A 25,889-nucleotide genomic window follows, 5' to 3' on the forward strand; every position below is an offset into this window, starting at 1 on the left:
CTCCTTTAATGTAATTCTTTAATTGAGTCAGATATTGCTCCAATAACATCCTTTATTTGTTTCTCGGAAACAATAAATGGCAGTCCTAATTGAATGGTATCTCCACCATATCTGACATAGAAACCTTTATCCCAACATTTCATTGCAATTTGGTAGGGTCTCAATGCGGGTTCATTTTTAGCAGATTCAATAGTAATTCCACCCGCAAGTCCATAATTTCGAATATCTGCAACATATTGCAAACCTTTGAGGTTATGGAGTTCTTTCTCAAATATAGGGCTCATCTTTTTAACCCGCTCAATCAAATTTTCATTCTGCAGAATATCTAAACTAGCAATGGATGCAGCACAGCCTACAGGATGAGCAGAATATGTATAACCATGGAATAATTCAATCAAATAATTTGGTGCTGATGTATCCATAAAGGTTTCATAAATACTATTATTAACTACCACCCCACCAAGCGGTTGACTGCCATTACTAACTTGTTTTGCAAAAGTCATTATATCTGGAGTAACTCCAAATGCTTCTGCTCCTGTCTTCGCCCCCATTCGTCCAAAAGCAGTTATCACTTCATCAAAGATTAATAAAATATCATTCGAATCACAAATTTTACGTAGCCTCTTAAGATAACCTATTGGAGGAGGAAATACTCCGGCAGAACCCGCCATCGGCTCAACAATAACTGCAGCAATATTCGAGGCACCATGCAGTAATATTTTGTTTAATAATTCATCCGCTAAATGCTCTCCAACTTTAGGCTGACCTTTGCTAAATGTATTTTCTGGCAGAACAGTTGATTGTAAATGATCAGCCTCAATGCCTTGCCCAAACATTTCTCTATTAGGACCAATACCGCCAACACTAATCCCTCCAAAATTAACTCCATGGTAGCCCTTGATTCTTCCAATCAGACGAGTTTTACCAACCTTACCTTTCTGCCTCCAATAAGCTCGAGCAATTTTTAGTGCACTATCCACTGCCTCTGAGCCAGAACAAGTAAAAAAGACACGATCTAAGTCTTTTGGAGTAAATTTAATAATTTTATTTGCTAACTCAAATGATTTTTCATGTCCAAATTGAAATGCAGGGGAGTAATCTAAAGTCTCAATTTGTTTACTAACTGCTTCAATAATTTCAGGGCGTGAATGTCCCGCACCGCAAGTCCATAAACCTGAAAGGCCATCAAATATTTCCCTTCCTTTATCATCTGTAAAGTAAGTCCCTTTAGCAGATACTATCATTCGTGGATTTGCTTTAAATTCCCTATTTCCACTATATGGCATCCAGTGGGCATCATAAAATTTAGAATTGTTTTTATTCATTTACATACTCCCATTTACTGAGGATTGAGACAATACTATTACAATTTAGATTCATAACTAGTTGTTAGTTTTTACATTATTAAAGAGTCCAATCGATAACTTTTGATTCTTTTTTTGTATCAAACATTAGTTCACTTTGATTAGGACTTGCCTTTGCAATAACTTCGCCATTACGAATGACAAATAGACGCGCATTGCATAATCTTATTGCATCAATTGGGTTTTTGGCTTGATGAACAACCAAATTAGCATCACAGCCAACTTCGATACCGTAATTATCTAGTTGCATTACCTTTGCTCCATTTGAGGTAATGGCTTGGAATATTTGATGCATTTCTTGCATACCTGTCATTTGACCCACATGAAGTCCCATACTGGCAACCTCCAGCATGTCATGTTTACCAAGGCTATACCATGGATCCATTACACAATCGTGTCCAAAAGCAACATTAACATTACTATTTAGTAACTCTTTGACCCGAGTCATTCCTCTTCGTTTTGGGTATTGATCATGGCGACCCTGAAGCGTAATATTGATTAATGGGTTTGCGACAACTTGTAGATCTGCATCTCTCAGTAAGGGAATTAATTTACTGACATAGTAATTATCCATTGAGTGCATTGAGGTTAAGTGTGAACCAGTAACTCTCCCCAAAAGACCTAAACGTTGGGTTTCAAAAGCTAGAGTCTCTACATGTCTAGACATTGGATCATCAGATTCATCGCAATGCATATCAACCAATAAACCTCGTTTTGCTGCAATTTCACATAACAGTTTTATGGATTGGGAACCCTCATTCATAGTTCGCTCAAAATGTGGGATACCTCCAACCACTTCTACGCCTTTTTTTAATGCTCTATCCAAATTTTGAATCGAATTTTTATAGCGTAAATATCCATTTTGTGGAAATGCAACGAGTTGAATATCAATCCAATTCTTCATTTCTTTTTGTAATTCTAGAAGTGCCTCAACAGCTAACAATCGATCATCGCTAATATCTACGTGGCTTCTAATAGCTAAACACCCATTTGCTATTGCCCAATGACATAATTTTCTAGCACGTTTTTTTATCAGCTCTAATGTCAAGTGTGGCTTTAGTTCGTCCCATAGCTGGATTCCCTCGAGTAGTGTTCCACTTTCATTGAAGCGAGGCTGGCCGAGAGTAAGAGTTGCGTCTAAGTGGAAATGGCTATCCACATGACTTGGAGAAACTAATTGGTCTGTCGCATCAATAGTTTGAGATGCCTCACCAATAATATTTCTATCAACAGCTACTATTTTTTTATTTTGAATAGCAATATCAAATTTCTTTCGATCATCTGGAAGATTAGCATTTTTGATAAGTAAGTCAAACATTAGATACGATCTCCTTGTCTAAATGGTATAAGTAAAGCTTTGGGATAGGCTGCTTTTCGAGCAACAAGCATCATTGCAAGAATACTAAGAAAGTATGGCATCATAGAAAATATTTGATAAGGAATAACGTCTGCACCTATTAATTGCGCCCTAATCTGTAATGCCTCAAATAATGCAAATAAAATTGCCCCCAAGAACGCTTTACCTGGCTTCCAGGATGCAAAAATAACCAATGCAACACAAATCCAGCCTCTACCATTAATCATACCAAAATAGAATGCATCAAATGCAGACATAGTCAAAAATGCCCCACCAATAGCCATCAATGCACTCCCAGCCATAACTGCTCCAGTACGAATTAGAAGAACATTAATACCTTGAGCTTCATTAGCAACCGGATTTTCACCAGCCATTCTAATTGTTAAGCCAATTGGCATTTTATAAAGCACAAAAAAAGTTATACCTACTAATACATAGGACAAATAGGTTAATGCTGATTGATGAAAAAAGGCTTGACCAATAACTGGAATCGATGACAAAATTGGAATTTCAAATACACTAAATGGCACAATCTTTGGAGGTGTTGTGCTGAATGGTATCAATAGAGTATAAGCATAATAACTTATCGATGAAGCTAGCAAAGTAATTCCAATTCCACTCACATGCTGAGACACGCCTAGGTAAACCACTAATATGCTGTGAAGAAAACCAAAGATCATTCCAACAATTGCAGCAAATACAATTCCACCCCAAAGGTCTCCACCTTGATAAACCCATATCCAACCCGCCATTGCTCCAATAGTCATAATGCCTTCAATTCCAAGATTGAGCACGCCTGCACGCTCACAAATTAATTCACCCAATGTAGCAAATATTAATGGGGTTGCAATTCTGATTACGGAAGCCCATAACCCTGTTGTCAACATCATTTCAAATAATTCCATCATAATTATTTACCCCACACAATTCGATATCGAGTCAGCATTGCTCCAACTAGAACGGATAATAAAGATATGGCGACTAAGATATCTGCAATATAGTTAGGTATGTCAATTGTTCGACTCATCGCATCAGCACCTACATAAATTGAAGCTAAAAATATAGCTGAAATAACCACTCCTATTGGATGTAATTGAGCAAGCATTGCAACCGCTATTCCTGTATATCCAAAACCAGGGGACAAAGTTAAGGTTAAATAGCCTTTCAATCCTGCTACCTCACTGACTCCAGCCATGCCCGCCAAACCACCACTAAAAAGGGCTACCATTAATACTGATTTGTTAATTGATATTCCATAAAAAGTTGAGGCTTGCTGATTATGCCCAACAGCTCTTATCTCATAACCCCAAACCGTAAAACGAATTATGGCCCACATTAAAATGGACATTAGTAAGGCAACAATTATTCCAAGGTGTAATCTACTTTTAGCGACAATAGTAGGCAAGACGCCATTATCAATAATTCTAGCAGCCTGAGGCCAGCCCATTGCCATAGGATCCTTCCATGGACCCTCTAGCAACATATTTACAAAAAGTAAAATTACAAAATTAAGCAACAAAGTGGTGACTACTTCATCTACTTTCATATGCGTTTTGAGAAGCACTGGCACCAACAAAATTAGACAGCCTGCTATGGCGCCTGCTATAAATAACATTGGTATCATAAGCGGCGCAGGAAGGTCAATCATTCCTGTACCAACAAGCGTTGCCGCCATAGCCCCACAATATAATTGACCCTCTGCACCAATATTCCAAAATTTTGCTCGAAATGCTACAGCAGCAGCCAAGCCTGTAAATATCAGTGGCGTTGCTCTAGATAAAGATTCAGTAATTGCAAAAGTTGAACCCAAAGATCCTTTAATCAAAGCTATGTAAGCACGGATTGGTGATTCTCCTGCCCATAGAATAAAAAAAGCACCAATAATGAAAGCAACTCCAATTGAAAGAATGGGTAAAGCTGCAATTAACCATAAAGGCGCGTTTCTTCTTGTCTTAATTCTCATAAATGCTATCCTGCTTCATCTCACCACTCATCATAAGTCCGACTTGATTTATATTAACTTTATTAGAATCAAAAGGTCCTTGAATTTTTCCATCAAATATTACTGCAATTCGATCAGATAATTCAAATATTTCATCTAGGTCTTCACTAATAAGTAATACACCTGCACCTTTCGTTTTAGCATTTACTATTTGTTGCTGCACAAAACTAATTGCGCCTTCATCTAGTCCTCTTGCTGGTTTATTTGCAATAATAAAGCGGGGATTATTAGATAAGCTCCTTGCAAGAATTAACTTTTGAATATTCCCACCAGACAATAACCTAGTTGATGCATATGGACCCTCACAACGAATATCATATTCTTCAATTAATTTTTCAGCACTACTTACAGCTTGCTTTTTATCAATAAAAAACCCTGATTTCGATTTAGAACGTAATTCCTCACCAAGGAAGTTTTCCCATATTTCCATTTCACCTATAACGCCCTCATTTGTTCGATCCTCTGGAATTCTGGCTACTCCAGATTCAGTAAGATAACTAGGACCATATTTATTCAATCTCTCTCCAAAGAGCTTGAATTCTCCTGAGCTTGGAGAGGCAAGACCTTGAAGAATAGAGGCTAATCCAGTTTGACCATTGCCTGCAACTCCAGCAAGGCCAATAATTTCCTTTTCATGAATTGTAAGGTTTATATTGCTGAGTGAAGTTGACCCCTCCTTTGCATTCAAAGAGACATCATTAAGCTCAACAACTGCTTTACCCTTTTTTAGCTTTTCATAAGCTGGTCGAGTGACTTTTCGTCCAACCATCATTTCTGCGAGAGATTCCTTACTTGCATTTTTAGTAGCGACCTCGCCGACCAGTTTGCCATGGCGAAGCACCACAATTCGATCACTAATTTCTAGTATTTCATTTAATTTATGTGAAATAAACATGATTGATAAGCCAGCTTTTACCATCCCTTTAAGGACTTTGAAAAGGTGCTCACTCTCTTGGGGAGTTAGAACTGCAGTGGGCTCATCAAGTATCAAGATAGTTGCATCACGATAGAGTGCTTTTATTATTTCAACCCGTTGTTTCTCACCAACCGTTAAATCGGCAATTCTAGCATCTGGGTTGATTAATAAACCAAAACGCTCTGATAACTCTTGTAGTTTTTTATATGCTTGTTTTTTTTGACTCCAAAACCTCGTCAAAGGTTCAGTTCCTAGGATAATATTTTCGAGTACTGTAAGATTATCTGCAAGAGTAAAGTGCTGGTGAACCATACCAATTCCAGCATCTAGTGAGGCTCTTGTTGAACCAGGAGTTAATTTTTTACCCTCAACCTCAATAAACCCTTTATCACTTACATAGTGTCCAAAGAGTATATTCATTAGTGTGGTTTTACCCGCACCATTTTCACCCAATAATGACAAAATTTCACCCTCACCAAGTGAGAGTGAAATATTGTCATTTGCTACAACAGATCCAAAACTCTTACAAATTTCGGAAAATTGTAACTTCTTCATCTGATAATCTTAGTAAGTTGATTTTGGTTCGTCGTCATTAACTTCAATTACTAGACCCCCACCTAAGATTTTTCTAGACATTGCCGCTACTTTAGTTTTAACATCACTCGCAATCCTACTATCAAACTCATAGTAAGGTGCTAAAGTGGCTCCACCTTTTTGCATCATTGTCCATTCTTTATAATCCTCAGCAGCAAAAGTTCCTGCCTTAACACGAGAGATTGCATGATCAATTGCATTTTCCATATGCCATAAAGCTGAAGTGACAACAACATCTGAGCCATTTTCCTCTTTATTCATATCATTAACGTTACCGAATGCAAGTATACCTTTCTCTCTTGCAGCATCAACTACACCAGCACGCTCTGCATAAAGGACATCAACACCAGCTTCAATTTGAGCAAATGCAGCTTCTTTTGCTTTCGGTGGATCATACCAAGAGCCGATAAAGCTAACTTTAAACTCAACGTCTGGATTAACTGATCTTGCACCAGCCATAAATGCATGGAACAAGCGGTTTACTTCACCAATTGCATAACCACCTACCATACCAATTTTATTGGTTTCAGTCATACCACCAGCAATAATTCCCATCAAATAGCAAGGCTCATGAATATAATTATCAAATACTGAAAAATTACCTCCATGTTCTCCGCCATACCCACTTCCAGGATCTCCCATTAGATAAGCTATATTTGGATAGTCATCTGCTACTTTTCTAGCCTCTGCACTAATACCAAATGCTTCACCAACTATCAGGTCAACTCCACTTTCAGAATATTCCCTTAGTACTCTTACGTAGTCTGTATTTGAAACTTTTTCTGAGTTTACGTAATCAATTTCACCTCTATCTGCTGCTGCCTGTAAAGCTAAATGCAATCTTGCATCCCATTTTTGCTGCAGTGGCTGAGTATAGACTCCAGCTACTTTGATTTTGTCAGCTAAGACCTGGCCTGACAAAACAAAGCTAGATAAGGCTATAATTAATAGTTTACTAAAACTTCCTATTTTCATTATTTTCTCCTTTATTTTTAAAAAATGTAATACAAGCATTAATTCTTAACAAACTATAACGCAGAAGTATTACCCCTCTTATTAAGCCTCAAAAATAAATTAAAAAGCTCAACAATTTCTCCTTTACAAAAATCATATTTTGATTTAGTCAATTTTTAAACTAAAACTTCTTGACTGGATAGACAGGCTACATTTTTTTTATATTCTTGTCAACTATAAAAAAAGAGACCAAATTTAAATAAAATTAAAAATGAATTTTCTTAAAGTAATTAAAGTTTTGTTAACTAAAAACTATCAAACTCTTTCAACGGCCATAGCAACACCCATTCCACCGCCAATACAAAGAGTAGCGAGACCTTTATCTGCTTTATCACGCTCCATGCCATGCAGAAGTGTTACTAAAATTCTAGCGCCTGAAGCGCCAATCGGATGACCTAGCGCGATAGCACCTCCAGTAATATTTACTTTAGATTTATCCAGGCCAAGTGAGTCATTCACAGACATGGCCTGCGCAGCAAATGCCTCATTAGCCTCAATTCTATCAAGTTCAGAGGCTTTCCAGCCAGCCTTTTCTAAACACTTAGTACTTGCAGGTATTGGCCCAGTTCCCATAATTTTTGGGTCAACCCCAGCACTAGCATAAGAAACGATTTTGGCCATGGGTTTCAAGCCAAGCTCTTTTGCCTTAGATGCGCTCATTACCATTACAGCTGCTGCTCCATCATTGATACCCGATGCATTGCCTGCAGTAACTGTTCCGTCTTTCTTAAAAGCGGGCCTTAGCTTTGACAACGATTCCTCAGTTGTTCCGTGTCTAGGAAATTCATCAGTATCAAAAACGACATCATCTCCCCGTCTTTGAGGAATAGCAATTGGTGTAATTTCGTTACGAAATAAATCAGAAATCTGAGCGGACTCTGCCTTTTGCTGAGACTCTGAGGCAAAGTGGTCTTGAGATTCTCTTGAGTAGTCAAATTTTGAAGCAATATTTTCTGCAGTAACGCCCATGTGATAGTCATTAAATACACACCACAAACCATCAACTACCATCGTATCAACCATCTCCCATGGACCCATTTTTTTGCCTTCTCTTGACTTCGGTAGGACGTGCCCAGAAAGACTCATATTTTCTTGACCACCTGCAATAACGATTTCAGCATCTCCACAAGCGATAGCTTGAAATGCTAGCTGTACTGCCTTTAAGCCGCTGCCACAAACCTTATTAATGGTCATTGCTGGCGTCATATTTGGGAGGCCAGCATCTAAAGCTGCCTGCCTAGCTGGATTTTGGCCACTGCCCGCAGTCAGTACTTGACCCAAAATTACCTCATCAACTTGGTCATTAGCTACTCCTGTCTTCTCGAGCAATGAGGCAATAACAGCAGAACCTAACTTATGGGCTGGAATTGACGAAAGCGAACCTCCAAAAGAACCTAAAGCTGTTCTGGTAGCAGAAACAATTACTATTTCATTATTCATAATTTACATTATTTTTTTTAATGGAATTATTATAGAGGTTGAAAAACAAGAGACTTACTTATTCTTGTTTATCTAATCATTATAAGGGCCCTACAAAAGGAGAAATAAAGAGCCCTTAAGATGAATCTTCACAATTAAAGCACTTACTTATTGCGCTTTAATAATTAGCTATTTTGCTTCAGCCTTGTTTCCAATATCTCACCAGAGGCAAATAATATTGGATAGGCTATTGATGATAAAAGGCTATTTATTCTTTTATAATCTCTTATCACGTCGATATGCATTGAGCTGGTCTCAAGGCTATCAGTAACTCCCTTTCCAATTCGCTGAAGATGTTTAGAGACTGATTTAGTTTCGAGCTTATGAAGCTCTTGTTTTTTTCCATAAAGGACTTTAGCTAACTCACAATCATTTGACATAAAAGTACTAATAGCGAGATCATAATCAGAACAAACTACTTCATGAATAGAAATAATCTCACTGAAACCTTCTTTAGAAAACTGTATATGTTTTGAAATTTTCTTTTTAGAAATGTCCATTAAACTATTATTGACAATATCACCTATATGCTCCATATTTGTTGTAAAGTTAAGTATGTTGAGAGCTTGTTGGCTTTCTGTTGGAGTAAGTTCTTCTTGTAATATTCGAGCAATATAAAGCTTTATAGAGTCAAAGAGATTATCAACAATATCCTCATTTTTGATAATTTCATTTCTTAACAGATCATTATCATCTCGCATTACTGCAAGTGATGACACAACCATATTTTGAGAGACTTCTGCTATCCTAAGTGCTTGCCTCTTAGCATTCGCAAGAGATACAGCAGGCATAGAAAAATCATCTGATTCTAAAAACTTTGAATCACTGTTAGTATCATCAGTATTGCTCTCTAGTTCAAGTTTAGAAGTAAAGCCAAGAATCTGAGTTGAAAATGCAATACCTATAACAGCAACTATAAGATTCAAAGTAAGGTGATAAAGTGCTGGAACTAGCTCCATTGAAGCAAAGCTTAGGAAGAATTGGGCAAATAAATCAACAAACGGATAAAAAATTATAATACAAAAAATTCTAACAAGTAAATTAGCAATTATTGGAGTCTTCTCAACTACAGAAGAATTCCAGCTTGAAATAAGAGGTAGCATACCACTTCCAAGGTTCGCGCCCAATACAAGATAGAGCCCTTCATTTAATCCAATTACACCCGTTGCTAAAAAACTAACTGACAACAAGACAATTGCTAAACTTGAATATGAAAGATAGGTCATCACAAGAGCCAAAAGAACAAAAAATATTGGCTGATTACTAAAAATCTCTAATAGTGACTTAAACTGCTCAAATTTAGAAAGTTCTCCTGCAGTATTTGATATCAATAACAGTGCAAATAAAATTAAACCTAAGCCGCTCACTGCGCGAAAAACATTTTGCCACTTGTTCTCTTTTGAGCCTATAAAACCAAAAACACCAATAGCTAACAATAATGGAGCAACAGTCGTAAATTTCTGAGATGCAATGAGAACAGCAATTGAAGTTCCTACATCTGCTCCCAACATTGTTATAAATGCTGATCCAACTCCAATAAGATTTTGGCCAGCAAAGGATGCGGAAATTAAAATCGTAGCAGTACTGCTTTGGAGAAGAGCTGCAACTACTAAGCCCGATAAAAATGCTGGAAAGATTTTTCCTTCTGATCGACGAGCAAAGCGCTTTAAATTCGTACCATAAGCACGCATTACACCTGTACGAACCATTCTTAAGCCCCATAAGAGTAGCGCTACTGAGCCTAAAAGTTCGATGAGTATACTCATACAGTCTCCGCTATGTTATCTTGCTTAACAGAACTTTCAGAAGTTTTACTCAGCTTTTGGTATTTTTCTAAAAATTGATCTAGCTTTTGTTTTTCATTTTTTGTTAAAGACAGTCCAAGCTTTGACCTTCTAAATAAAATATCTTCAGAGGTTCTAGCCCACTCATTTTGAAGCAGGTAGACGACCTCTTTTTCATAAAGACCTGAACCAAAACTCTCGCCAAGTGACTCTATATTTATAGCACTAGCAAAAATATCAAATGAGACTGTCCCATAGGATCTAACTAAGCGCTTGACAATCTCTTCGTTTAAGAAAGGATATTTTTCCTGAATCTTATTATTTAAGTCAAATAGCCCATCGACATCAACGTCTCCCCCTGGAAGAGAAGAATTATCAGTCCAAGGATCACCTCTTTGCCCAAGGAATGTTTCGATATGTTTAAGAATGGCCTCAGATAGGCGGCGGTAGGTCGTAATTTTACCCCCAAAAATATTGATAATCAGTGATGAGTCATGCTCTTCAGCTTTAATGACATAATCACGAGTGGCTTCTTGAGCTTTGCTTGCTCCATCATCATAAAGAGGTCTGACCCCTGAATAACTCCAAACAATATCTGATAGTTTGATTTCTGAATTTAAATATGTATTAGCTGAATCACAAATGTATTGTTTTTCTTCTTCACTTATCTCAACTTCACTAGCTGATCGACTATGATCAATATCTGTAGTTCCAATTAAAGTAAATTTATCTTCATAGGGAATCATAAAAAAGATTCGACCATCATCATTTTGACAGATAAAGGATTTGTCATGATCATAGAGCTTATTAACAACGATATGACTGCCCCTAACGAGACGAACATTTTTTGTATTTTTATTGCTAAAAGACTCTTGTAATACATCATCAACCCATGGTCCAGAGGCATTTATAAAACATTTCGCTTTAATTGTATTCTGAGTATTATCTATTGAGTCAGTAATGGTTATAAGCCAAATCCCATCAGACTTAGTAACTTTTGTTACCTTAGTATAGTTTTGTAGTTTAGCTCCATTTTTAGCTGCATCAACAGCATTTAAGATGACCAGTCTTGAATCGTCAACCCAGCAATCAGAATACTCATAGCCAAACTTATATTTATTTTTAAGTGTACTTTTTAATACGCCAGTGTTTAAATTGACTGAGCTTGTTCCTGGGAGTATTTTTCGAAACCCTAAGTGATCATATAAAGCAAGGCCTAATCTCAAAAGCCAGGCAGGCCTCATTCCTTTAGAGTGAGGCAAGACAAACCTCATCGGCCAAATGATATGGGGCGCCATTTTAAGAAGCACTTCACGCTCCTTTAGAGACTCTTGCACCAAGCGGAATTTATAGTGCTCTAGATATCTGAGACCACCATGAATTAATTTTGTTGAATTAGATGATGTGCCAGATGCAAAGTCATTCATTTCACATAGACAAACTGAATAACCTCGACCTGCTGCATCTCTTGCGACGCCAAGACCATTAATACCACCTCCGGCTACAAAAACATCATAAATTTTTTCACCTTCTTTGAGCATCTAGTTATCTTTTAATATGAGGTCTGCCAGTTCAACAAAGCCTTCACCTGAGTATTTTGAGGTTATATATTTTGGCGGGCTATCAATTTTATGCATCATATCTACAACATTAGCAACGCCAATCGAATTATTAAAAAAACCAAACATCATAGAATCATTTGGAGAATCTCCAACAAACAAGGTTTTGCTCTGCATTTCTTCATCATTAAGACCAAAGCTTTCTTTTAGAATTTTTAAGCTAGTTGTGAGTTTATTGTGCTCACCAATCCAGCAATTTACATGAATCGAGCTCACTTTTGCTGTAGCGCCATTATTTTCAGCAATATCAACAATTTCATTGATTTTATCAATAGAGAGTTTCGGAACATCCTCAGCAAAATCAATAGCTAAATCTGTAACACGATAATCTTGATCAGATGCTACAGCGGTTCCTGAAACGCTACTGAGAACGGTGTCTTTAATTTGATGAAGAAGTTTAAAGTTAGACTTTCTTTCTAATTCGGTTTGACTGTAGACATTGTGCATTTTTTTATTCATATGATCATATTGGTAAAAAAAAGCACCGTTTTCTCCAACCACTCCATCGACTGGCCACATTCTTGCTATATGATCACACCAACCAGCACATCTTCCAGTAACAGGGATTACTTTATATCCCGAGAGGGATAATCGCTCCATAGCATTATAGGCATCGCTTTTCAATCTTCCCTCTGTGGTCAATGTGTCATCAATGTCTGTAAGAATGAACTTTATATTGTCAAGTTGAGTCGAAGACATAGTTGATAGATTTTTCATTTATTTACCTGAGAATTAAAATTTAATAATTTGCATTGCAGCAATTATTTAAATGAAAATAATTATTTTCATATGAACATATACGTAAATATTTTAGCATAATTGACATTTAAATATAGAAAAATATTCATTTGATTAAAAAATATTGTTCATTTTTATCTTTTATGTTAGAATTGGAGTTCAAATGAACAATTTGGAGCTATAGATGGATTTAACTGCTAGACAAGCAGAAATTTCTGACCTACTTCGCCAAGAAGAATTTATTACTGTTGAAAGTCTTGCTGACCGTTTTAGTGTCACAACTCAAACAGTAAGAAGGGACATTAACGTCCTTTGTGATTATGGGCAAGCAAAAAGAAAGCATGGAGGTGTAGAGCCTTTATCAACTGATGGTAATCTTGCTTATGGCACTAGACAGGTGCTTAATAGAGTAGCCAAAAGATCTATAGCAAAAGAGGTTGCCAATCAAATTCCACATGGTAGCTCTATATCTCTTGGGATAGGCACTACCCCTGAGATGGTTGTGAGAGCACTTTTAAAACATAAAAACCTTAAGATTTATACCAACAACCTAATCATTGCTCAAACTGCAAGTACGAATTCCAGTTTTGAAGTATACAGCTCGGGTGGCAGAATACGAAGTGGTGATTTTGATATGGTTGGAAGCCCTGTTGAAAACTTCTTTAATTCATATAAGACTGACTTTGGAATATTTGGCGTTGCTGGTGTTGATAATGATGGTGTATTACTAGACTTCTCTGATGAAGAGGTTCAGATAAGAAGAGTCATCCTTGATAATTGTCGCGAAAGCCTTTTAGTTCTGGATCATGAAAAATTTGGTCGAATTGCCCATGTGCGAGGAGGACAGATTGAAGAGGTTACTAAAGTTTTTTGTGACCAGCATCCTCCCACTGAAATTATTCAAATAATAGATGATTCAGAGTCTCAATTAATAATTTGTGATAAGGAAGAAATATGAGTGCAATTGAAGTTAAAAATCTTTCTAGAAGTTATGGTGATATAGATGCTGTAAAAGATGTTTCTTTCAATGTTCCTGAAAAGTCATTCACAGTTCTTCTTGGCCCATCTGGATGTGGCAAGTCAACAATTCTTAAAATGTTGTCTGGTCTTGAACAAGTTAGTAATGGCAGTATAAATATTGGTGGAGCAAATGTTACAGATATAGAGGCATCTAAAAGGGGCGTATCAATGGTGTTTCAATCATATGCCTTATTTCCTCATTTAAATGTAAAAGAAAATATTCAATTTGGACTCAAAGTTCGCAAAGTCCCTGCTGAAGAAAGGGAAAGAAAGGTAGAAGAAGCAGCCAAAGTTGTTGGTCTTACTGAATTACTAGACCGAAAACCCGCCAATCTTTCTGGCGGTCAGCGACAAAGAGTTGCCTTAGCGCGCTCTATTGTGTCTGATCAGTCTGTATGCCTTATGGATGAGCCATTATCCAATCTTGACTCAAAACTTCGCGCTGAAATGCGCGATGAAATAAGAGATCTCCAAAAAAGATTAGGTTTAACAGTGGTTTATGTCACACATGATCAAGTTGAAGCTATGTCTATGGCTGACCAAATTATTCTTCTTAAACTAGGAGAAATCGTTCAAGTTGGTGCCCCTGAGGAGATTTATAATTCACCAAATAGCGTCTTCAGTGCTCAATTCATTGGACTTCCACCGATGAACATTTTGAATATAAATGAAATAGATACCTCAAGCTTAGATTCGAAAATATTCTCAGCAATAGACTCAAATAAAAATATTAAAAATATTGGAGTTAGGCCTGAGCACATAACGTTTTCAAAAAAAGGTCTTCAAGTTTTAGTGAAAAGTATTGACTACTTCGGCGGTGAAACTGTATTCAAGCTTACCCACAAGGAGAAAGATTTTTTTCTTCGTGAGCCAAGACAACCAAAAATTCAACTAGGGGATAAGCTTTGCGTTAGCTGGAACTTAGATGACATGTATTTGTTTGATAAAAATGATAAACGCTTAAAGTCGTAGGAGCGTTTTTTAATAACAAATGTTTAACACTACGATTACATAGGAGAAAGAAATGAAAAAAATGTTTACTAAAATTTCCTATTGCTTAACTGTTGCACTTGGTATAACTATGTTTTCAAGTGCTGCTATTGCAAAAACGGAATTAACAATGTACTACCCTATCGCTGTTGGTGGCAAATTAACACAAGCCGTTGATTCGATAGTTGCAGACTTTATGGCAGAAAACCCTGACATTGAAGTTAATGCAATTTATTCTGGTAACTATGACGACACAAGAATTAAAGCTCTTGCAGCTCTTGAGAGTGGAAAACCTGCTCAGTTATCAGTCATGTTCTCAATTGACGTTCATGAACTTCGTGAGCTTGATGCAATCATCCCTTTTGATGATGTTGTTTCAACAGCCGAAGAAAAAGCGTGGTTGAATTCTTTTTATCCATCACTTATGGAAAATGGAATTGCAGCTGGAAAAACTTGGGGTATCCCTTTTCAGCGATCAACTATTGTTATGTACTACAACAAAGACGCCTATCGTGAAGCTGGCCTAGACCCAGAAACACCACCAGCTACTTGGGGCGGACTTATTGCTGCAGCTAAAGCGTTAACTAAAGATGACGGTTCACAGTGGGGTCTTATGATTCCATCCACAGGTTACCCATACTGGATGTTTGGTGCACTTGCTATGCAAAATGGCCAGACTCTTATGACGAGTGGTGATAAGACTAACTTTGATCATCCTGATGTAGTTGAAGCTTTAGAAGTATGGAAAGCTATGGGATCTGAGCACAAGATTATGCCTGAAGGCACAATCGAGTGGGGTACGCTTCGTCAAAACTTCCTAGAGGGCAAAACTGCAATGATGTGGCACTCTACTGGAAACTTAACTACTGTTAAGAATAATGCTAGCTTTGATTTTGGAGTAGCAATGCTTCCAGCTGGAAAGCGTCGTGGAACGCCTACAGGTGGTGGTAACTTCTACATGTTCAAGGATACTACTGCAGAAGAGCGTGAAGCATCTATGAAACTCATTAAGTTTATGACTTCACCGGAGCAATCAGCAGCTTGGTCAGTAGCCACTGGCTATATGGGTGTTAGTGCTGATGCATATGAGACTGATGCTTTATCGTCTTATGTAGAGGAGTTCCCACCAGCAGCAGTTGCTCGTGATCAATTAGCATATGCTACAGCTGAGTTCTCAACTTACCAAACAAGTCGTGTTAAAAAAGGATTGAATGATGCAATTCAAGCTGCACTTGTTGGAAGTAAAACTCCTAAAGAAGCTCTTTCAGGGGCGCAAGCCGCTGCTGAGCGTATTTTAAAACCTTATCGTTAATTTGGTTGATTGGCGGATGTTTAATGACATCCGCCAATTATTTTTATTAGACTTCAAAAGTAATAATAATGAAAGATAGTACTCGTAATATTCAAGGCTGGCTGTTATTTACTCCTGCAGCAATATTACTTTTGGCGTTTACCCATTACCCTACTGTAACAACTTTTTTTCAAAGTTTATATACCAACAAATCAATTTTAAGACCCAGACGTTTCTCAGGAGTAGAAGCCTACGAAAGCATGTTTAGTGATCCCATATTTTGGAAAGTTTTTGTAAACAATATGTGGCTTGCACTAGGAACTATTCCAACTTCTATAGGTATTGCGATCCTGATGGCTTTAATTGTTAATAAGGCCATTCCTGGAAGGGGATTTCTGAGGATGGCTTACTTTACGCCAACCATGCTTCCGATGATTGCAGTTGCTAACATTTGGTTATTTTTCTACGCACCAGATATTGGATTAATAGATAAAGTACTCGAAATATTTGGTTTTGAAGGTAATAATTGGTTAGGCGACCCATCAACCGTTCTTCCATCCATCATTGTGATGACTGTCTGGAAGGAGGCTGGCTTATTTATGGTCTTTTATTTAGCAGGACTGCAAACTATTTCTCCTGAGCTCGAAGAAGCTTCAAAGCTAGAAGGTTCTTCGCGTTGGAATTATTTTTGGCGCATCCAGTTCCCTTTACTCCTTCCAACAACACTATTCGTTTTGATTAATGCCTTTCTTAATTCATTTAAACTGGTAGATCATTTATTTGTGCTAACTAAAGGCGGACCTGACAATGCCAGTAATTTAATTCTTTATTATATTTATGAAACAGCTTTCTCATTTTTAGATATCTCTTATGCATCCGCTTTAACCATATTTTTATTGGCTCTACTTGCTTTAACTGCATTAGCACAATTTTTCTTTTTAGATAGACGTACTCATTACCGATGACATATAGAAACAGAATACAAACAAGTGTTGAGCATATAGGAGCGTACATCCTAGCTGGATTTTGGATCCTTCCATTATTGTATGCTTTTTGGGCTGCTTTTCACTCTAGCAGTGATGCGATGCATTTCGATATATTTTCACCACTAACGCTTGATAATTTTCGTGAGGCCTGGAGTCAAGCCCCATTTGCCAGATTCAGTCTAAACACTTTTTTGTTGGTTTCGTTTATATTGCCTGGACAGCTCTTAATTTCAACACTAGCAGCTTACGCCTTTGTTCGTTTTAAGTTCACGGGTGCTAACGTTGCATTTGCATTAGTCCTGGTTCAATTAATGATAACACCTGAAATTTTAATCGTTCAAAACTATGTTACACTTTCAAAATTAAGCTTAGTGGATACAATTTCTGGTATGGGGTTACCGTATGTTGCAAGTGCATTTTGTATCTTTCTATTGCGTCAAGCATTCAAATCAATCCCAAAAGAATTAGAGGATGCGGCAGAACTTGAAGGATGTGGAACTATGAGTATATTATGGAAGGTTTATGTACCACTTGCCACTCCAACATATATTGCATTCTCTCTAGTTTCTGTGAGCCATCACTGGAATAACTTCTTATGGCCACTCATCATTTCAAATTCGGTTGAAACTAGACCGCTAACTGTAGGACTAGGTATTTTTGCTGCTCCAGAGTCTGGGGTTGAATGGTCAATTTTATCAGCCGCCACTCTAATGTCAGTTGCCCCCCTTCTGATTGCTTTTTTAATATTTCAAAAACAGTTTGTTCAGTCATTCATGCAAGCTGGGATCAAATGATTCAAGTTCTAAGCTGGAATATCCAGAATGGAGAAGGCGTTGATGGAAAAATTTCTTTAAATAAAATTGCTGATACTATTTTTAGTATGTGTACTCCTGACGTTATTTGTCTTCAGGAGGTCTCTCGTAATTTAATCCTTAAAGATAATACAAAGCCTGATCAATTAAAACAATTATCAAATTTATTCAAAGACTATGAAGTTTTTTTTGGCCCAGCGTATGATGTTTTGCGTGCTGGAGAAAGTCAAAGAGAGCAGTTCGGAAATATCATACTTTCAAAACTACCTGTCTTATCTTCTTTTAATCATATACTTCCACAACCGACAAATAGTAGTTTCAGACATATGCCTAGACAAGCTTCAGAAGTTACTGTCCAAACACCCTCCTTTCCTATGTGCGTTATCACAACTCACTTAGAGTACGGTTCTCAAAATCAACGTTATGAACAATTTAAGCGAATTTTATCGATTAAAGATGACATTGATAATTTGTCTATTAACCCTGCAACCATCCAAGAAAATAGCCCATATGCTAAGCTTGAACGTTCAAATAGAATTATCATCTGTGGGGACTTTAATTTTGAAGCAAATTCTGAAGAGTATAGCCTGATTGCAAGTTATAGTGATAAGCCATTGATTGACTCTTGGACGCATCTAAATTCAGATTTAAAGCATGCGCCTACCTGTGGAATATATGACAAAAAACAATGGTCAGAAGGCCCTCATTGCAGGGACTTTGCATTTGTTAGTGATAATCTTAAAAGTAACATTGCTAACTTCATCGTCAATGAAGAGACGGATGCTTCAGACCACCAGCCTATAGTCTTGACAGTCACAGCTTAATTAGCTTTTTTACGCTTATTTTTGAAGAATGTTTTATTAGCAATGTAGACAGTTTTTCGGACCTCACAAAATACAATGCTTTTGTCTTTATTTGTTAGCTTGGTCTTCTTAACGATTTCAAACTCATTATTCTCTGTTGCCTTCTTTTTAATCTCATTCAGTTCTTCTGAAGTATATGTAAACTCTGCATAAAGATCCTCCCTTGCCGGCCTTCTAAAGAAAATTTCAGCAGCCTTATCCCAAACTACATAATCATCGCCAATTAAGTTCATCAACTGAGTCATTGGAAATGGATCTACTGCAGAAAACATACTGCCACCAAATATGGTATTGACGTAGTTAGCATTTTTATAACTATAGGGCAGTTTTATTTTTATCTTCGAAAAATCCTCAGAAATATAGAGAACTTTTGCAGAGGTCCTTCTATACATCGGAGATAAATTAAAGCCATACTTCAAAACCTTAGATTTGGATATGAATTTGGAGGCTATCTTGGCAAGTTTTTGATAAGCAATCATTTTGAAATTGATTATAGAAACAAAAAAGACATCCGAAGATGTCTTTGATATTAAATTTGGCTCCCTGACCTGGGCTCGAACCAGGGACAAACGGATTAACAGTCCGTTGCTCTACCAACTGAGCTATCAGGGAATAGCGAGAGATTATAACGAGCTATGAATTTTGAGTCAATCAAATCTTAGCTTTTATAATCGTTTATTGGTGATTATTTAGTTTGCTTGCTTTATTGAGTCCTCAAGTGCCTTTCCAAACTCAGAACAAGAGAGTAAAGTAGCGCCCTCAATTAATCTTTCAAGGTCATAAGTAACGGTACCTTTTTGTATTGTATTTGACATTGAGTTAACGATTAAATCAGCCGCCTCTGTCCATCCCATATGTCTAAGCATCATCTCAGCAGAGAGAATTAGAGATGAAGGGTTTACCTTATCCTTTCCTGCATAGCCTGGCGCTGTCCCATGAGTCGCTTCAAATACTCCAATAGTATCTGAAAGATTGGCTCCTGGCGCAATCCCAATGCCGCCTACTTGCGCTGCCAAGGCATCAGAAATATAGTCACCATTAAGATTTAAAGTCGCAATGACTGAGTACTCTGATGGACGAAGGAGTATCTGCTGAAGAAAGGCGTCTGCAATTGTGTCATTTATAATGATTTCATTTCCATTATTTGGGTTTTTAAAGCTGCACCATGGGCCTCCATCAATCTCTTTTGCGCCAAATTCATCTTTAGCAAGTTGATATGCGGTATCTCTAAATAAGCCCTCAGTAAACTTCATAATATTGCCCTTATGAACAATTGTTACTGATGGCTTATCGTTATCTATTGCATATTGAATAGCTGCCCTGACAAGTCTTGAGGTGCCTTCAGTTGAAACCGGCTTAATACCAATGCCTGATGTTTCTGGAAACCTTATCTTGGTTGCGCCCATTTCTTGTTGAAGAAAATCAATGACCTTTTTCACTTCGGCTGAACCTTTAGGAAACTCAATGCCAGCATAAATATCCTCAGAGTTTTCTCTAAAAATGACCATATCCACTTTTTCTGGATGCCTAACTGGCGAAGGAGTGCCTTCAAAGTACTGAACAGGTCTTTGGCATATGTATAGATCTAGAATTTGTCTGATGGCAACATTAAGTGACCTCATTCCTCCACCTACAGGAGTTGTTAGTGGGCCTTTAATTGAGACCGAAAACTTCTTGATTGCTTCTACAGTCTCCTCTGGTAAATATTCGCCATAAATACTATCTGCCTTTTCACCTGCAAAAATTTCCATCCATTGTATCTCTCTCTCACCACCATATGCTTTTTGAACTGCGGTATTGACCACATCTAGCATCACTGGTGTAATGTCAGCACCAATACCATCGCCTTCTATATAAGTAATGATCGGTTTATGAGGTACATTTAGAGCATTATTTTTAATTGAGATTGGCTCACCAGAAGTTGGTACTGTAATATTTTTATAGGTCATTATGTATTGTTAGTTGTTGAGATTTCTAGACGCATTATTATACCGTCTTCTTTCACTGAAGGTTCATTTGAGTTTTTCGTATAGTAATTTTTTCGAACTGATATCTCTTTAAAACCCAAAGCTAGATAAAATTTAATTGCAGAAAAATTACTCTGCCTTACCTCCAATAAAACTTCACTCACTCCCCTCTTGTTAAGAGCTTGAACCAAGTGCTCTATCAATGCTTTCCCAAAACCCTTTCTTTGATAACTTGAATTAATTGCTATATTTAGAATATCGGCACTTTCAATGACTGGCATTGCTAACAAGTACCCAATAATTTCTGACTTATAAATTAATGAATAACCTAGATTGACTGGATTTTTAATACTTTCAAGTAACTGTGTTTGAGTCCACGGATTGTTTGAACTCTGCCTCTCAATCAAGAGGATAGATTCAATATCTGTCTCAAGTAGCTGATTAAAGGAAGTACTGATAAGCTTTGTTGTCAGTTTCGTTTTGGTAATAGTATCCAATTTCATCAAACCTAGCCTCAAGGTCAGCAACATCATCAACCTGAAGGCCAATTAATACTCGACCAAAATCTGCGCCATGGTTACGGTAATGAAAGAGCGATATGTTCCATTTTGTTTTCACTTTTTTAAGAAAATTCAAAAGCGCTCCTGGCCTCTCAGGGAACTCAAATCTGTAGATGACTTCATTCTCAGCATTTGCATGGCCGCCAACCATGTATCTGATATGCGTTTTTGCCATTGAATTATCACTCATATCAATAACCTCAAAGGATTTAGACAATCTTGAAATTAAAGCCTGTTTTTCACCCTCCCCTTTACTCAGCTTAATGCCAACAAAAATGTGTGCATCTTTTTTAGTTGAGTACCGGTAATTAAACTCTGTGATAGAAGAGTTATCAAGCAGCTCGCAGAATTTAAGGAAGCTTCCTGGCTCTTCAGGAATTGTAACAGCAACAATAGCTTCATTAAGCTCGCCCAGATCAGCACGCTCTGCAATATACCTTAATCTATCAAAGTTGACATTAGAGCCTGAAACGACAGATACAATATTTTTATTTTTTAAATTATTTTCTAAGATATATTTTTTAACTCCGGCTGTTGAAAGGGCTCCCGCAGGCTCAGAAACAGAACGCAAATCTTCATAAATATCTTTTATTGCTGCGCACATTTCATCATTACTCACCAGAATGACGTCATCAACTGACTCTTTAGCAATTTCGAAAGGAAGTTCACCAATTTGTTTTACTGCCACGCCGTCAGCAAACCGCCCTACATCATCAAGTATGACTCTTTCATTCGCCTCTAATGCTTTAAAAAGGGTAGGAGAGTCAGTTGGCTCCACTCCAATAACTTTAATGTGCGGAGCGTAATGCTTTATGTAGCTTGCCATTCCGGATATAAGCCCTCCGCCTCCAACTGGAGAAAACACGTAGTCTATTTTATCAAGCTGAGATAGTATTTCTTTGGCTACAGTGGCTTGACCGGCTATTACTTCAAAGTCATCATAAGGACTGATAAAGCAAAGATCATGCTCATCTACTAGCTTCTGTGCATGGTGAAATGCGTCATCATAAACATCGCCATAGAGTATGACTTCAGCTCCCAATTGCTCCACCGCCTGAACCTTAATTTTAGGTGTGCTGGTAGGCATAACGATAATGGCTTTTATATTTAATTTACTAGCGCCAAGGGCAACACCTTGGGCATGGTTGCCAGCTGAAGAGGCTATAACGCCTTTGCTTTTTTGCTCATCACTCATTGAGCTCATTTTTTGATAGGCACCGCGCAGCTTAAAAGAGTGGATCACTTGATCATCTTCACGCTTTAAATAGATATTATTATTAAACCTTTTGCTTAGTTGAGGGGCAATCGATAAAGCCGATTCTTTTGCTACCTCATAAACGTTACTATTGTCTGCCAGGTTAACTAGTGCACTCATAGAGCTCCTTAATATAATCTACACTCACCATCGTATGACTGGAAAGTGGGCCATTAATTATCTGAAAAGGCTGGCTCTCTTCACCTAAGTGATCAAGAACAACTAGTGCGCCTTCAAAGTTTTTTGTCATAGTATACTCGCTCACAGTTATTAGAGTCCTAAGTCCTGCTGCAGATGATGAATTAAAACCAATTTCAGAGTCTTCAATGGCTATACATTCATTCGCGTTTAAATTCATCTTTTCTAAGACATAATGATAAATCTCTGGGGATGGTTTTTTGTTATCCACTATATCTCCTGCAGCAATAATTTCAAAGTTCTTGAGTGCTTCCTCGCCTAAAGCAGAAACCAAAATTGCCTTAACATTTTCATAAGACGTTGTAGTGGCAATTGCTAGCCTTAAATGATTATCAAGTGCCTCATTAATGAGTCTTTTAACTCCAACCCTTAAAGAAATATATCCATCAGTTATTTTATTGATAAAAATGTCAGTCTTTTTTCTATGTATCTTAGCTATATCATATTTAGTTAAGGGGCTTGTTAGTTTTGGATTATATTTTTGTATGAAATGACTAAGCCTTTCTTTCCCTCCACTAACACTCAAAAGCTCACCATAAAGCTCACTATCCCAATACCAGTCTAACTCAAAAAAATCGAACGCCTCATTGAATGCTTTAAGATGACCTTCATGCTCTGTATTAGCAAGAGTTCCATCTACATCAAATATAATTGCTTTCAAGGTCATAGGCGAAAATTTAATTGGGTCAAAAATAAAAAAATCATTGCTATTTTAGGCAATTTTTGGTAAAAACTACTTTTTTTTACAAAACTAACAATAATGACTGCAGAACCTAACTTTGACGAAATTCCTGCCTACATTCCAAAAAAGGGTGAAGAGTTCATGTCTGCTGGGCAACTTAAGCATTTCATCCATAAGCTTAATGTCTGGAGAGAGCAGTTAGTTTTTGAGGCAGAATCAACGATTAATCACATTCAAGAAGATTCAGCGCCTGTTGCAGATATCAATGACAGGGCTACAATTGAAGAAGAATTTGCTTTAGAGCTTAGAACAAGAGATCGTGAAAGAAAATTAATCAATAAGATTGATAAGACACTTCATTTAATCGACATGGGTGACTATGGTTATTGCAAGACTTGTGGCATTGAAATCGCTCTCAATCGTCTAGAGGCTCGCCCTACTGCCGATAAGTGTATAGACTGTAAGACTGTAGAAGAAAGAAAAGAAATCTAAATTCTAGTTTTTACTCCTTAGAAGTGTTGATAAGACTTGCTTGAGCCTTCATAACCTCTAATTTCTAGAGTCTGTGAGTTATTAATGACTCCTATCTTTGTGATTCTAATTTTAAGACTCTCTGATATTTTTTTTATTTCCATTTGATTTGATTGATCAGATGTAAAGCATAATTCATAATCATCGCCCCCGCATAATGGCAAACCTAAGTCTTGGCTAGTCTTTAGATAACCCTTAACTGAATCGCTTAATGGTAAGTTCTGAGAGTCTATAATTGCTCCGACCTTTGAAGCCCTTAGGATGTGAGTTAAGTCTTGCTCAAGTCCATCTGAAACATCAATACACGCGCTTGCTATATTTATTAAGGCAGGACCGAGTTTAATTCTTGGGACTGGTTTATTAAGTTTGTTGAGTTCGGATGAGTTTGGCTTAATGCCCTCGTTCATTTTTTTTAGACAAAGGGCAGCATCACCAAGATTACCAGAGACATAAATATCATCCCCATTTTTAGCGCCAGATCTTTTAATCGCCTTAGATTTTTTAACGACTCCCATAATCGTAATCGTAATATTTAAGGGGCCTTTCGTCGTATCTCCACCGATTAAACTAACCTTAAAAAATTCGGATGCCTCTTTGAGGGATTCTGAAAACTCTTTTAACCAAATTTCATCCAGTTTAGGAAGTGTAAGGGAGAGTGTAAAGCATTTAGCCTTGGCTCCCATTGCTGCAATATCACTGAGATTAACTGCTAATGATTTATAGGCAATATCGCCAGGAAGCGCATCCTTAAAGAAGTGAACACCTTCTGAGAGAGTGTCAGTAGAGGTTACAAGCTGGCAATCAGCATCAATTTCAAAAAGTGCTGCGTCATCACCAACCCCTAGCTCAATACTAGAATCACTTAATGGCCAATTAAAGTAACGATTAATTAACTCGAACTCGTTAATCATCTTTAAAGACTTAACCCCTTAAAATGGGCTTCAATTGATTCTGAGAGGGCTAAAAGATCATAGCCTCCCTCTAAAAAAGAAATGACTCTTCCACTGCTATGTCGATCGGCTATCTCCACAATTGCCTGAGTCAACAGAAAATAATCTTCAGAATCTAAATTAATCGCTGCCAAAGGGTCTCTCTTATGCGCATCAAAACCTGCTGAGATTAAAATCACTTCAGGCTTGAATTTATCCACATTTTTTAAAATTTTTTCATTAAAAATTTTAAAAAAATCTTCACTTGAAGTTCCAGAATCAATGGGTGCATTAAAAATATTCCCAACCCCTTTTTCAGATTCCATGCCTGTCCCCGGGAAGAGAGGATGCTGATGAATTGAACCATAAAGTACCGATTCATCATTATAGAAAATCTCTTGAGTGCCATTGCCATGGTGAACATCAAAGTCAATGATAGCAACCTTATTGATATCGAATTCAGACTGCAAATAGCGAGCTGCAACTGCTGCATTATTAATAAAGCAAAAGCCATTGACTCTTGTGGTTTCTGCATGGTGTCCTGGTGGACGAATGGCGCAAAAAAGCCTGTTAAAATTTCCACTCATGAGGTCTATTGAGGCGCCAATACCGGCGCCACAGGCTCTTAATATTGCTTCTTTACTATTCTGACACAAGAGCGTATCGGCATAGGGCTCTTTCTCAACGCCCACAAGACCTTCATCTGGAATCATTTCAAAGATCTCATCAAGATAAGACTGAGGATGGACTCGATTGATATCTTTATACTCAGCTAGGGGCGCCTCTTTAAAGTCAATATTGAGTGTATCAAGACTTTGAATAGAATCCATTATCGACTGAAGTCGCTCTTTTTTCTCAGGATGGCCATCACCGTTCTCTTTAGAGAGGCATGCTGAATGGGAGTAGACCCTTATTTTTTCCATTCATTCCCTTAATTT

Annotated in this window: 24 protein-coding genes and 1 tRNA gene; 7 read left to right on the plus strand and 18 right to left on the minus strand. The window is 37.4% G+C overall.

Annotated features, from left to right (window positions below):
• Positions 1-5: 5 nt before the first annotated feature.
• From aptA to AC5YGB_RS05820, 10 genes are all read right to left on the minus strand, one after another.
• Positions 6-1,325 carry an omega-aminotransferase AptA gene (gene aptA, locus AC5YGB_RS05775; RefSeq protein ID WP_496136924.1) on the minus strand — a complete coding sequence of 440 codons (1,320 nt, stop codon included), beginning with the start codon at positions 1,323-1,325 and terminating at the stop codon, positions 6-8.
• A 79-nt stretch (positions 1,326-1,404) separates the two neighbouring features.
• Entirely contained in the window at positions 1,405-2,682 is a 1,278-nt protein-coding gene (locus tag AC5YGB_RS05780) for a cytosine deaminase (protein ID WP_020025971.1), read from the minus strand.
• Positions 2,682-3,629 (minus strand): ABC transporter permease subunit, encoded by a 948-nt coding sequence (locus AC5YGB_RS05785; protein WP_496136925.1) that lies wholly within the window; start codon positions 3,627-3,629, stop codon positions 2,682-2,684. The genes AC5YGB_RS05780 and AC5YGB_RS05785 overlap by 1 nt, the downstream gene beginning before the upstream one ends.
• Positions 3,630-3,631: 2 nt before the next feature.
• Complete coding sequence (locus tag AC5YGB_RS05790) at positions 3,632-4,684, minus strand: ABC transporter permease subunit (protein ID WP_020027754.1); 1,053 nt, start codon at positions 4,682-4,684, stop codon at positions 3,632-3,634.
• Entirely contained in the window at positions 4,674-6,194 is a 1,521-nt protein-coding gene (locus AC5YGB_RS05795) for an ATP-binding cassette domain-containing protein (protein WP_496136926.1), read from the minus strand. The genes AC5YGB_RS05790 and AC5YGB_RS05795 overlap by 11 nt, the downstream gene beginning before the upstream one ends.
• A 9-nt stretch (positions 6,195-6,203) precedes the next feature.
• Positions 6,204-7,208, minus strand: coding sequence for a BMP family ABC transporter substrate-binding protein (locus AC5YGB_RS05800; RefSeq protein ID WP_496136927.1), 1,005 nt, complete (start codon positions 7,206-7,208; stop codon positions 6,204-6,206).
• A 294-nt stretch (positions 7,209-7,502) separates the two neighbouring features.
• On the minus strand, positions 7,503-8,687 hold the full coding sequence (locus AC5YGB_RS05805; protein ID WP_496136928.1) for an acetyl-CoA C-acyltransferase: 1,185 nt from the start codon (positions 8,685-8,687) through the stop codon (positions 7,503-7,505).
• Between the two features lie 164 nt (positions 8,688-8,851).
• A complete protein-coding gene (locus tag AC5YGB_RS05810; RefSeq protein ID WP_496136929.1) occupies positions 8,852-10,492 on the minus strand; it encodes a Na/Pi symporter in 1,641 nt (546 codons plus the stop codon).
• Positions 10,489-12,051, minus strand: a complete 1,563-nt coding sequence (gene glpD / locus AC5YGB_RS05815) for a glycerol-3-phosphate dehydrogenase (protein ID WP_496136930.1) — start codon at positions 12,049-12,051, stop codon at positions 10,489-10,491. Before glpD ends, AC5YGB_RS05810 begins: the two co-directional genes overlap by 4 nt.
• On the minus strand, positions 12,052-12,846 hold the full coding sequence (locus AC5YGB_RS05820) for an HAD-IIB family hydrolase (protein WP_496136931.1): 795 nt from the start codon (positions 12,844-12,846) through the stop codon (positions 12,052-12,054).
• Between the two features lie 205 nt (positions 12,847-13,051).
• Between AC5YGB_RS05820 and AC5YGB_RS05825 the strand changes: the two genes are divergently transcribed.
• The 6 genes from AC5YGB_RS05825 (at position 13,052) to AC5YGB_RS05850 (ending at position 18,790) form a co-directional block, all read left to right on the plus strand.
• The gene (locus tag AC5YGB_RS05825) at positions 13,052-13,825 is read left to right on the plus strand and encodes a DeoR family transcriptional regulator (RefSeq protein WP_496136932.1); all 774 of its coding nucleotides are present in this window, start codon (positions 13,052-13,054) and stop codon (positions 13,823-13,825) included.
• Complete coding sequence (locus AC5YGB_RS05830; protein ID WP_496136933.1) at positions 13,822-14,859, plus strand: ATP-binding cassette domain-containing protein; 1,038 nt, start codon at positions 13,822-13,824, stop codon at positions 14,857-14,859. Before AC5YGB_RS05825 ends, AC5YGB_RS05830 begins: the two co-directional genes overlap by 4 nt.
• A 61-nt stretch (positions 14,860-14,920) precedes the next feature.
• Positions 14,921-16,189: an extracellular solute-binding protein gene (locus AC5YGB_RS05835; RefSeq protein ID WP_496138020.1), complete on the plus strand. Its 1,269-nt coding sequence runs from the start codon at positions 14,921-14,923 to the stop codon at positions 16,187-16,189.
• 68 nt (positions 16,190-16,257) lie between these two features.
• A complete protein-coding gene (locus tag AC5YGB_RS05840) occupies positions 16,258-17,133 on the plus strand; it encodes an ABC transporter permease subunit (RefSeq protein ID WP_496136934.1) in 876 nt (291 codons plus the stop codon).
• Positions 17,130-17,948, plus strand: coding sequence for an ABC transporter permease subunit (locus AC5YGB_RS05845; RefSeq protein WP_496136935.1), 819 nt, complete (start codon positions 17,130-17,132; stop codon positions 17,946-17,948). The genes AC5YGB_RS05840 and AC5YGB_RS05845 overlap by 4 nt, the downstream gene beginning before the upstream one ends.
• On the plus strand, positions 17,945-18,790 hold the full coding sequence (locus AC5YGB_RS05850) for an endonuclease/exonuclease/phosphatase family protein (protein WP_496136936.1): 846 nt from the start codon (positions 17,945-17,947) through the stop codon (positions 18,788-18,790). Before AC5YGB_RS05845 ends, AC5YGB_RS05850 begins: the two co-directional genes overlap by 4 nt.
• Here AC5YGB_RS05850 and AC5YGB_RS05855 read toward each other — a convergent pair.
• The 6 genes from AC5YGB_RS05855 to AC5YGB_RS05880 all read right to left on the minus strand — a co-directional run bounded on the left by AC5YGB_RS05855 (position 18,787) and on the right by AC5YGB_RS05880 (position 23,476).
• On the minus strand, positions 18,787-19,398 hold the full coding sequence (locus tag AC5YGB_RS05855; RefSeq protein ID WP_496136937.1) for a DUF4442 domain-containing protein: 612 nt from the start codon (positions 19,396-19,398) through the stop codon (positions 18,787-18,789). The two genes, AC5YGB_RS05850 and AC5YGB_RS05855, sit on opposite strands and share 4 nt — an antisense overlap.
• Positions 19,366-19,441: transfer RNA gene (locus AC5YGB_RS05860), tRNA-Asn, on the minus strand. The genes AC5YGB_RS05855 and AC5YGB_RS05860 overlap by 33 nt, the downstream gene beginning before the upstream one ends.
• 77 nt (positions 19,442-19,518) lie before the next feature.
• Positions 19,519-20,778, minus strand: coding sequence for an NADP-dependent isocitrate dehydrogenase (gene icd, locus AC5YGB_RS05865; RefSeq protein WP_496136938.1), 1,260 nt, complete (start codon positions 20,776-20,778; stop codon positions 19,519-19,521).
• Complete coding sequence (gene rimI / locus AC5YGB_RS05870; RefSeq protein WP_496136939.1) at positions 20,778-21,299, minus strand: ribosomal protein S18-alanine N-acetyltransferase; 522 nt, start codon at positions 21,297-21,299, stop codon at positions 20,778-20,780. The genes icd and rimI overlap by 1 nt, the downstream gene beginning before the upstream one ends.
• Entirely contained in the window at positions 21,238-22,731 is a 1,494-nt protein-coding gene (gene ilvA / locus AC5YGB_RS05875) for a threonine ammonia-lyase, biosynthetic (RefSeq protein WP_496136940.1), read from the minus strand. Before ilvA ends, rimI begins: the two co-directional genes overlap by 62 nt.
• The gene (locus AC5YGB_RS05880; protein ID WP_496136941.1) at positions 22,715-23,476 is read right to left on the minus strand and encodes an HAD-IA family hydrolase; all 762 of its coding nucleotides are present in this window, start codon (positions 23,474-23,476) and stop codon (positions 22,715-22,717) included. Before AC5YGB_RS05880 ends, ilvA begins: the two co-directional genes overlap by 17 nt.
• Positions 23,477-23,569: 93 nt before the next feature.
• Here AC5YGB_RS05880 and dksA point away from each other — a divergent pair, with 93 nt between their 5' ends.
• The gene (gene dksA, locus AC5YGB_RS05885) at positions 23,570-23,983 is read left to right on the plus strand and encodes an RNA polymerase-binding protein DksA (protein ID WP_496136942.1); all 414 of its coding nucleotides are present in this window, start codon (positions 23,570-23,572) and stop codon (positions 23,981-23,983) included.
• 17 nt (positions 23,984-24,000) lie between these two features.
• On the opposite strand, the gene thiL is transcribed toward dksA, so the two are convergent.
• Positions 24,001-24,933: a thiamine-phosphate kinase gene (gene thiL, locus AC5YGB_RS05890; RefSeq protein WP_496136943.1), complete on the minus strand. Its 933-nt coding sequence runs from the start codon at positions 24,931-24,933 to the stop codon at positions 24,001-24,003.
• Positions 24,934-24,935: 2 nt separating this feature from the next.
• Positions 24,936-25,874 carry a histone deacetylase family protein gene (locus AC5YGB_RS05895; RefSeq protein ID WP_496136944.1) on the minus strand — a complete coding sequence of 313 codons (939 nt, stop codon included), beginning with the start codon at positions 25,872-25,874 and terminating at the stop codon, positions 24,936-24,938.
• Between the last annotated feature and the right edge of the window lie 15 nt (positions 25,875-25,889).

Source organism: Candidatus Pseudothioglobus sp. uisw_142, from assembly GCF_059512465.1.

Excerpts from the sequence above, each read along its gene's own strand:
- aptA (WP_496136924.1), bottom strand. The coding sequence starts at position 1,325 with ATGAATAAAAACAATTCTAAATTTTATGATGCCCACTGGATGCCATAT.
- AC5YGB_RS05780 (WP_020025971.1), bottom strand. The coding sequence starts at position 2,682 with ATGTTTGACTTACTTATCAAAAATGCTAATCTTCCAGATGATCGAAAG.
- AC5YGB_RS05785 (WP_496136925.1), bottom strand. The coding sequence starts at position 3,629 with ATGATGGAATTATTTGAAATGATGTTGACAACAGGGTTATGGGCTTCC.
- AC5YGB_RS05790 (WP_020027754.1), bottom strand. The coding sequence starts at position 4,684 with ATGAGAATTAAGACAAGAAGAAACGCGCCTTTATGGTTAATTGCAGCT.
- AC5YGB_RS05795 (WP_496136926.1), bottom strand. The coding sequence starts at position 6,194 with ATGAAGAAGTTACAATTTTCCGAAATTTGTAAGAGTTTTGGATCTGTT.
- AC5YGB_RS05800 (WP_496136927.1), bottom strand. The coding sequence starts at position 7,208 with ATGAAAATAGGAAGTTTTAGTAAACTATTAATTATAGCCTTATCTAGC.
- AC5YGB_RS05805 (WP_496136928.1), bottom strand. The coding sequence starts at position 8,687 with ATGAATAATGAAATAGTAATTGTTTCTGCTACCAGAACAGCTTTAGGT.
- AC5YGB_RS05810 (WP_496136929.1), bottom strand. The coding sequence starts at position 10,492 with ATGAGTATACTCATCGAACTTTTAGGCTCAGTAGCGCTACTCTTATGG.
- glpD (WP_496136930.1), bottom strand. The coding sequence starts at position 12,051 with ATGCTCAAAGAAGGTGAAAAAATTTATGATGTTTTTGTAGCCGGAGGT.
- AC5YGB_RS05820 (WP_496136931.1), bottom strand. The coding sequence starts at position 12,846 with ATGAAAAATCTATCAACTATGTCTTCGACTCAACTTGACAATATAAAG.
- AC5YGB_RS05825 (WP_496136932.1), top strand. The coding sequence starts at position 13,052 with ATGGATTTAACTGCTAGACAAGCAGAAATTTCTGACCTACTTCGCCAA.
- AC5YGB_RS05830 (WP_496136933.1), top strand. The coding sequence starts at position 13,822 with ATGAGTGCAATTGAAGTTAAAAATCTTTCTAGAAGTTATGGTGATATA.
- AC5YGB_RS05835 (WP_496138020.1), top strand. The coding sequence starts at position 14,921 with ATGTTTACTAAAATTTCCTATTGCTTAACTGTTGCACTTGGTATAACT.
- AC5YGB_RS05840 (WP_496136934.1), top strand. The coding sequence starts at position 16,258 with ATGAAAGATAGTACTCGTAATATTCAAGGCTGGCTGTTATTTACTCCT.
- AC5YGB_RS05845 (WP_496136935.1), top strand. The coding sequence starts at position 17,130 with ATGACATATAGAAACAGAATACAAACAAGTGTTGAGCATATAGGAGCG.
- AC5YGB_RS05850 (WP_496136936.1), top strand. The coding sequence starts at position 17,945 with ATGATTCAAGTTCTAAGCTGGAATATCCAGAATGGAGAAGGCGTTGAT.
- icd (WP_496136938.1), bottom strand. The coding sequence starts at position 20,778 with ATGACCTATAAAAATATTACAGTACCAACTTCTGGTGAGCCAATCTCA.
- rimI (WP_496136939.1), bottom strand. The coding sequence starts at position 21,299 with ATGAAATTGGATACTATTACCAAAACGAAACTGACAACAAAGCTTATC.
- ilvA (WP_496136940.1), bottom strand. The coding sequence starts at position 22,731 with ATGAGTGCACTAGTTAACCTGGCAGACAATAGTAACGTTTATGAGGTA.
- AC5YGB_RS05880 (WP_496136941.1), bottom strand. The coding sequence starts at position 23,476 with ATGACCTTGAAAGCAATTATATTTGATGTAGATGGAACTCTTGCTAAT.
- dksA (WP_496136942.1), top strand. The coding sequence starts at position 23,570 with ATGACTGCAGAACCTAACTTTGACGAAATTCCTGCCTACATTCCAAAA.
- thiL (WP_496136943.1), bottom strand. The coding sequence starts at position 24,933 with ATGATTAACGAGTTCGAGTTAATTAATCGTTACTTTAATTGGCCATTA.
- AC5YGB_RS05895 (WP_496136944.1), bottom strand. The coding sequence starts at position 25,874 with ATGGAAAAAATAAGGGTCTACTCCCATTCAGCATGCCTCTCTAAAGAG.